The sequence below is a fragment of the Frankia gtarii genome (genome assembly GCF_025403375.1).
GTDB classification, from domain to species: Bacteria; Actinomycetota; Actinomycetes; order Frankiales; family Frankiaceae; genus Frankia; species Frankia gtarii.
This window is the reverse complement of the sequence record NZ_JAMPTM010000299.1, coordinates 1-7,912: the sequence shown is the minus strand read 5'-3', so window position 1 is coordinate 7,912 and position 7,912 is coordinate 1. Positions and strand designations below refer to the sequence as shown.

The 7,912-nt window shown below is 73.1% G+C and carries 7 protein-coding genes; all 7 read right to left on the bottom strand.

Features of this window, described 5'->3' with window-relative positions; all coding sequences use genetic code 11:
* Positions 1-551: 551 nt before the first annotated feature.
* Positions 552-1,259, bottom strand: a complete 708-nt coding sequence (locus NBZ83_RS27520) for a DNA-3-methyladenine glycosylase (protein ID WP_498041085.1) — start codon at positions 1,257-1,259, stop codon at positions 552-554.
* Positions 1,244-2,743: an argininosuccinate lyase gene (gene argH / locus NBZ83_RS27515; protein ID WP_261569210.1), complete on the bottom strand. Its 1,500-nt coding sequence runs from the start codon at positions 2,741-2,743 to the stop codon at positions 1,244-1,246. The genes NBZ83_RS27520 and argH overlap by 16 nt, the downstream gene beginning before the upstream one ends.
* Positions 2,740-3,942 (bottom strand): argininosuccinate synthase, encoded by a 1,203-nt coding sequence (locus tag NBZ83_RS27510; RefSeq protein WP_261576085.1) that lies wholly within the window; start codon positions 3,940-3,942, stop codon positions 2,740-2,742. The genes argH and NBZ83_RS27510 overlap by 4 nt, the downstream gene beginning before the upstream one ends.
* Positions 3,943-3,982: 40 nt before the next feature.
* Positions 3,983-4,678, bottom strand: a complete 696-nt coding sequence (gene argR / locus NBZ83_RS27505; RefSeq protein ID WP_261576084.1) for an arginine repressor — start codon at positions 4,676-4,678, stop codon at positions 3,983-3,985.
* Positions 4,675-5,655, bottom strand: coding sequence for an ornithine carbamoyltransferase (gene argF, locus NBZ83_RS27500; protein WP_261576083.1), 981 nt, complete (start codon positions 5,653-5,655; stop codon positions 4,675-4,677). The genes argR and argF overlap by 4 nt, the downstream gene beginning before the upstream one ends.
* Entirely contained in the window at positions 5,652-6,893 is a 1,242-nt protein-coding gene (locus NBZ83_RS27495) for an acetylornithine transaminase (RefSeq protein ID WP_261569206.1), read from the bottom strand. Before NBZ83_RS27495 ends, argF begins: the two co-directional genes overlap by 4 nt.
* Positions 6,890-7,912: acetylglutamate kinase (gene argB, locus NBZ83_RS27490; protein WP_261576082.1), on the bottom strand; the 1,023-nt coding region annotated here is incomplete at its 5' end. The genes NBZ83_RS27495 and argB, both read right to left, overlap by 4 nt.

Genomic DNA, 7,912 nt, shown 5'->3' with positions numbered 1-7,912 from the left:
ATCACCAGCCATCCCCCACACCCCGAAAAACCAGGGTTAAGAAGAACAACCAGCCAGGCCATGAACGAGGTAAAACAATTGGCACTGACAATCGGCACGCTGTTGAGTTCTCAAGGAGCAGGCGCTAACGAGATGACATCGTGAGATGTCGTACTCGTGCTGGTTCGTAGCCACTTACGAAGTTGTGTGGAGCAGCGCTCGTCAGTACGCCCAAGAAGGGGCCGCCTCGCGCTTGCTCTGTCCGAGCCCTCCGAGGAGGGGCTCTGCCAGCGAGTGGAGCCGCCCTGTTCGGCGTCCGCCGTGTCTCGCTGACAGAGAGAACATTACGGGTGGATGACGGTGGACGTCAAATCAATCCCCCTCCCAGATGTGTGACGTATGTCACACAGACTGCAGAGTGGTTCGTTGTGATGTTCTGATATGGGAAGCTTGGCGGTCTGGGCCAAGTTGCTGAGGCGGCACCGACGCACCCTTCATCCGCATCTGTCCGCCCTCCACATCCGCGCTCACCTACCACTCGCCGCGTCCACCCGCTGCGTCCGTCCGCGGGTCTACCTGCGGCGATGGCGTGGCCGCGCCGCGCTGACGGATGGCTCCCCCACCAGCCAGAAGCGCCAGGGGCGCCCGGTGGCAGCCGTGATCCCCACCCGCGGTCCTCGTTCAATCCGCTTGCCGGCCGCCCCCGGCACCGCATCCGCCGGACCCCGTCCGTCGCCGAGTTCCCCGGCGAGTGGTGAGGGGTGGACGACGAGGGGTCCGCCGCCCGTCACCGGGGTTGCGGTCAGCGACGCCACAACCCCGAGCACGCGCCCCAGCCGACCGGGCCCCCGGGCCAGGTCCCGGGCGGCGAGCTTCGGCCAGCAGGCCTGCACCGCCTCGCGGCCCGCGATGACCTCGCCGGCGCGCAACAGCACCGCTGTCCCCTCCCCCACCGGCCCGCAGACGATGTTGAGGCACCAGTGGATGCCGTAGCTGAGGTACACGTATGCCCGTCCCGGTGGGCCGAACATCACCGCGGCCCGCGGGGTCGGGCCGCGGAAGGCGTGGGAGGCGGGATCGTCGAGGCCTCCGTACGCCTCGACTTCGGTGATCCGAACGGCGACCGGCCCGTGCCGGACCGTCGCACCGAGCAGATCCGGTGCGACGGCCAACACGGGCCGGTCGAAGAAGGCCGCCGGGTAGGGCGCCGGGCCAACCACCGCGGCGGCCGGCCCGGGGCCCTGTGGGGGCGTGGGAGTCCCCGTCAGTCCACCGCCCACTCACGGTCCCGCTCGAGGACCGGCCGCAGGGCTGCGAGCTGCTCGCGGACCCGGTCCGGCGCGGTCCCGCCGGGAGCGGAGCGGGCCTGCAACGCGCCCTGCACCGACAGCACACCGCGCACATCCGCGGTGAGCAGCGGGTTGATCACCGCGAGGTCCTCGTCGGAGACGTCGTCAAGGTCGACGTCGTGGGCGACACACCAGGAGACGAGCTGACCGACGGCCTCGTGCGCCTGGCGGAACGGCACGCCGCGGCGCACCAGGTGCTCGGCGACGTCGGTCGCCAGTGCGAAGCCGTCCGGCGCGGCCGCGGCGAGCCGCTCGCGGCGGACCCGCATCGTCGCGACCGTGCCGGTCAGCGCGGGCAACACCAGCAGCAGCGTGTCAACCGCGTCGAAGACCGGCTCCTTGTCCTCCTGCAGGTCCCGGTCGTAGGCCAGCGGGAGGCCCTTGAGGGTGGCGAGGAAGCCGGTCAGCCCGCCGATGAGTCGGCCAGACTTGCCCCGGGCGAGCTCGGCGACGTCCGGGTTCTTCTTCTGCGGCATGATCGAGCTGCCGGTCGCGAAGGCGTCGTCCAGCTCGACCCAGCCGAACTCGCGGGTCGTCCAGAGCACGATCTCCTCGCCGATACGGGACAGGTGCACCCCGATCAGCGCGGCCACGAACAGGAACTCGGCGGCGAAATCGCGGTCCGACACGGCGTCGAGGGAATTCTCGAACGCCCGGTCGAACCCCAGCTCGACGGCGACCCCCTGGGGATCCAGCGGTAGCGACGAGCCGGCCAGCGCCCCGGCGCCCAGCGCGCTCACCGACGCCCGGCGGTCCCAGTCCCGCAGCCGGTCGGTGTCCCGCACGAAGGCCTGCACGTGGGCGAGTAGCTGATGACCGAACGAGATCGGCTGGGCGTGCTGCAGGTGGGTCATCCCCGGCGCCGGGGTGTCCACGTGCTGGCTGGCCACGGTGACCAGCGCCTGGGACAGCTCGGTCAGCCGGGCAGCCACCTGGCGGGCATGCTCGCGCAGGTACAGGCGCAGGTCCGTGGCGACCTGGTCGTTGCGGCTGCGGCCGGCGCGCAGCTTGCCGCCGAGTGCCCCGAGCCGCTCCAGCAACCCGCGTTCGAGGGCGGTGTGGACATCCTCGTCCTCGACCGTCGGCCGGAACCGGCCCTGGGCGACCGCCTCGGACAGGTCGTCGATGGCGGCAAGCATGGCGGCGAGCTCGGCGCCGTCGAGCAGCCCGGCCCGGTGCAGGACCCGGGCATGCGACTTCGACGCGAGCAGGTCGTACGGCGCGAGACGCCAGTCGAACTGCACGCTCACCGACAGCCGGGCGAGCGCCTCGGCCGGGCCGCCGGCAAATCGCCCACCCCACAGCCGCATCGGCGCACCGGCCGCCACCGCCCCGCCGGCGGGCGCCGCACCGGACGGCGCCGCACCGGACGGCTTCGGCACCGCCGCGTCCTCGGAATGCTCCGTGGAGGTCACGGGTTCAGCCGCTGCTCGCGAGCCGCCCAGACCTTCGTCGGCAGACCCCAGAGCTCGATGAATCCGCGCGCATCGCCCTGGTCGAACTGGTCCCCGGCGTCGTAGGTGGCCAGGGCGTGGTCGTAGAGGCTGCCCGGGCTACGCCGGCCGACGACCTGGGCGACGCCGCCCGCGAGCCGCAGCCGGACGTCCCCGGTGACCCCGACGCTGGCCGCGTCGACGAAGGCGTCGAGGGCGGCCTTGAGCGGCGAGTACCACAGGCCGTCGTAGACGATCTCGCCCCAGCGCTGGTCGACGCCCCGCTTGAACCGGGCGACGTCGCGCTCGAGGGTGAGGTCCTCCAGGTCACGGTGCGCGGTCAGCAGGGTGATCGCCGCCGGGCACTCGTAGATCTCCCGGCTCTTGATCCCGACCAGCCGGTCCTCGACGAGGTCGATCCGGCCGACGCCGTGCGCACCCGCGCGGGTGTTGAGCTCGGCGACGAGATCTGCCAGCGGCAGGGCACGCCCGTCGAGCCCGGTCGGGACGCCGTCGGTGAAGGAGATCGTCACCTCGTCGGGGGTCCGGGCGACCGTGGGGTCCGCGGAGTAGACGAAGACGTCCTCCGGCGGCTGCGCCCACGGGTCCTCGAGGATGCCGCACTCGGCGGTGCGTCCCCACAGGTTCTGGTCGATGGAGTACGGCGAGCGCTTGGACACGTCGATGGGCAGGCCGCGCTCCTCGGCGAAGGCGATCGCCTTGTCCCGGGTCATGCCCGAGTCCCGCACCGGGGCGAGCACCTTCAGCCCGGGGGCCAACGCCGACACGCCGACCTCGAACCGCACCTGATCGTTGCCCTTGCCGGTGCAGCCGTGGGCGATCGCGTCGGCGCCGTGCTCGCGGGCGGCCGCGACCAGATGCTTGACGATGATCGGCCGCGACAGCGACGAGATCAGGGGGTACCGGTCCATGTACAGCGCGTTGCTCCGAATGGCCGGGGCGACGAAGGACTCGGCGAACTCCGTGCTGGCGTCGACCACGATCGACTCGACGGCGCCGCAGGTGAGGGCGCGCTGGCGGATGGCCTCGAGATCCTCGCCGCCCTGGCCGACATCGACCGCCAGCGCGACGACCTCGGCGCCGGTCTCGGCGCCGATCCAGCCGATGGCCACGGACGTGTCGAGGCCGCCCGAGTAGGCAAGCACGACGCGTTCGGTCACGGGACTTACTCCTTATGTCGGATTGCGCGAAAGATCATCATCAGGTGTGCCGGAACCCACCGCCCCCGCCCCCCGGCGGAGTGCGAGGGCGGGCGGGCGTGGCGGCCACGCCCGGCACGGGGCGGGCCCGCCCGTCGGCGAGCCGCAGCAGGTGGGCGGCCAGGGCCGGGCCGCCCGGAACCGGGCCCGCACCCGCGGCCGAATCGCCTGGGGGCGGCGCCTGCACCGCATTCTCCCCGCCGTCCGGGGTACCCCCGGAGATGCTCCCATCTCCTGGGCCGGACAGCTGCGCCCGGCAGACGACGAGGACGGTGTCGTCCCCGGCGATCGTGCCCATGACCGCCGGCAACGCCTCCCGGTCCAGCGCGGAGGCGAACAGCTGGGCGGCACCGGGCGGGGTGCGCAGGACGACGAGGTCGCCGTTGGCCTCCGCCGAGACCAAAAGCTCCTCGCACAGCCGGGTCAGCGGCAGCCGGACTATCTCCGCCGGCGCGAGGTTCACATCGACGGCGTAGACCAGGCCACCGTCGGCGCCGCGTACCTTCCTCGCCCCGATGTCCTCCAGGTCACGGGACAGGGTGGCCTGCGTGACCTGGACGCCCTCGGCGCCGAGCAGGCGGGCGAGCTCGGACTGCGAGCGCACCGGGCGCTGCGCGATCAGCGCCGCCAACCGCGCCTGCCGGGCGTGTTTGGTCAACGGGGCCGACCGCCACACCCCCGTGCCCGCCGCCGTCATCGGACCGCGCCCGCCTCGCCCGCCGAGCCCGACCCCGCCGCCGCCGCCGGCGGCGCGAACAGCAGCGAGAGCAGGGCCTTCTGCGCGTGCAGCCGGTTCTCGGCCTGGTCGAACACGACCGAGTGCGGCCCGTCGAGCACCGACGCGGCGATCTCCAGCTCCCGGTGCGCCGGCAGGCAGTGCATGACCAGCACATCCGGCCGGGCGGCCTCGACGGCCTTCTCGTCGAGCTGGTAGGGCTGGAACACCAGCGAGCGGCTGTCCGACTCGCCCTCCTGGCCCATCGACGCCCAGACGTCGGTGTAGAGCACATCGGCGCCGGCTGCCGCCTCCAGCGCGTCGTGCATGACGAGCGCCTCGCCGCCGGTGGCCGCGCCGATCTCGTTGGCGTGCCGGACGACCTGCTCGAACGGCTCGTAACCGGGCGGGGAGGCCACGTGCACCCGCATCCCCGCGAGCGCCCCGGCGAGCAGCAGCGAATGCGCCATGTTGTTGCCGTCGCCGAGGTAGGTCAGGGTCAGCCCGGCGAGCCGGCCGCGGCGCTCCCGGATCGTCTGCAGGTCGGCCAGCGCCTGGCAGGGGTGGGCATGGTCGGACAGCGCGTTGACGACCGGCACGCTCGCCGCGGCCGCCAGCCGCTCGAGGCGCTCCTGGGCGAAGGTGCGCACGACGATCGCGTCGACGTACCGGCTGAGCACCGCGGCGGTGTCCTCGATCGTCTCGCCGCGCCCGAGCTGGGTGCTCGTCGCGTCGATGACGATCGGATGGCCGCCGAGCTCGGCGACGCCGACGTCGAACGACAGCCGGGTGCGGGTGGAGGGCTTCTCGAACAGCAGGGCCACCGATCGCCCGGCGAGGGGACGGTCCGCCGGCCCGGGGGCGCGGCGGCGGGCCTTGAGCTCGTCGGCGATGTCGAGAACGGCTGTTTGTTCCGCGGAGGTCAGGTCGGTGTCGAGAAGGAAGTGTCGGGCCGTCATGCGCTGACCTTAGAGGCTTGCTCCGGGAGGCTTCCGTCGTCGCGCGCCGCACCGAAAATCGCGGGTAGCGCCGCGACGAAGGCGTCCGCTTCGGCGTCGGTGAGGATCAGCGGCGGGGCGAGCCGGACGGCGTCCGCCGCGACCGCGTTGACCAGATAGCCGGCCGCACGGGCCGCGGTCTCCACCGCCGGGGCGAACGGGCCGTCGAGCTCGATCGCCCGCCACAGGCCGACGCCGCGCACCCCGACGATCCCCGGGATCCCCGCTTCGACGATCTGCGTGGCGAGCCGGTCACCCAGCCGCGTCGCGTGGTCGAGCAGCCCCTCGGCGGCGATCGTGTCGAGCACGGCCAGCGCGGCCGCGCAGACGATCGGGCCGCCGCCGAAGGTGCTGCCGTGATCGCCCGGACGCAGCAGGTCCGCCGCGGCGCCGATGCCGATGCAGGCGCCGATCGGCAGGCCGCCGCCGAGGCCCTTGGCCAGGGTGACGACGTCGGGCCGGACCCCGACGGCCTGATGGGCGAACCAGGAGCCGGTCCGGCCGATGCCGCTCTGCACCTCGTCGAACACCAGCAGCGCCCCGGCGTCGTCGCAGGCGGCTCGGGCAGCGGCGAGGTAGCCCGCGGGCGGCGGCACCACGCCGGCCTCCCCGAGGGTCGGTTCCAGGAACACCGCCGCGGTCCGCTCACCGACCGCGGCCCGCAGCGCGGCGGCGTCGCCGTAGGGCACGAACCGCACGCCGGGCAGCAGCGGCTCGAACGGCGCGCGCTTCGCCGGCTGCCCGGTGATGGACAGCGCGCCGAGGGTCCGACCGTGGAACGAACCCTCGGCGGCGACGATCTCCGGCCGACCGGTACGCCGGGCGATCTTGATGGCGGCCTCGTTGGCCTCGGCTCCGGAGTTGGCGAAGAAGATCTTCGCGCCGCCGGCGGGCAGGCCGGGGGCCGGGATACCCGCGGCGAGCAGCTCCACGAGCCGTTCGGCCAGGCGCACCTGCGGCTCGTTGGCATACAGGTTCGACACATGGCCGAGGGTGTCGAACTGGTCGACGACGGCGGCCCGGATCGCCGGGTGGCCGTGACCGAGCACGCTGACGGCAATCCCGCCGAGCAGGTCGAGGTACTCGCGCCCGGCGTCGTCCCACACCCGGGTGCCCTTCCCCCGGACCAGCGAGATCGTCGGACGGCCGTAGGTCGCCATCACGACGGCGTCGCGCCGGGCGAGCAGATCGGCAGTCATGGCCTTCCTCCGGTCTCCTGGGGGGTCCCTGCGGCGGCCGGGGCTGGCACGGCGGCCGGTGCGGGGGGCATGGTCGCGGTCGCGACGGTGGCGGGTTCGGCGAGGTCGCGGTCCGGGGTGATCAGGGTGCCGATGCCGTCGTCGGTGAAGATCTCCAGCAGCACGGCGTGGGGCACCCGGCCGTCGAGCACGTGTGCCTGCGGCACGCCGCCGCGCACCGCCCGCTGGCACGCCTGCATCTTCGGAATCATGCCGGCCGCGAGGGTGGGCAGGAGCTGCTCGAGCTCTGTGATGCTCAGCTCGCTGAGCACCTCGTCGCTGGCCGGCCAGTCCGCGTACAGCCCCTCGACGTCGGTCAGGACGACGAGTTTGGTGGCGCCGAGGGCGACGGCGAGCTCGGCGGCGGCCGTGTCGGCGTTGACGTTGTAGACGCCGCCGTCGATCCCGCGGGCCACCGACGCGACGACGGGCACCTTGCCGGAGTCGAGCAGGGCGTTGACCGTCTCGGCCCGGACCTCGACGATGTCACCGACGAGGCCGACGTCGACCTCCTCCCCGTCGACGATCGCGGGGCGCCGGCGCGCGGTGAACAGGTTGGCGTCCTCACCGGACAGGCCCACGGCGAACGGCCCGTGGTCGTTGACCAGGCCGACGACGTCCCGGTTGACCTGGCCGAGCAGCACCATCCGCACGATGTCCATGGTCTCCGGCGTGGTGACCCGCAGGCCGCCGACGAACGTCGACTCGACCCCGAGGCGCGCCAGGTGCGCGGTGATCTGCGGGCCGCCGCCGTGGACGACCACCACCCGCAGCCCCGAGTAGCGCAGGAAGACGATGTCGGCGGCGAACGCGGCGCGCAGTGCCGGTTCGGTCATCGCGTTGCCGCCGTACTTGATGACGATCGTCGCGCCCTGGAAGCGGGACAGCCACGGCAGCGCCTCGATGAGGATCTGGGTCTTGGCCAGCGCCGCGTGCCCGCGGGCGGTCGCCGCCGGGCCCCGCGCGGCGGTGGTGGGGGC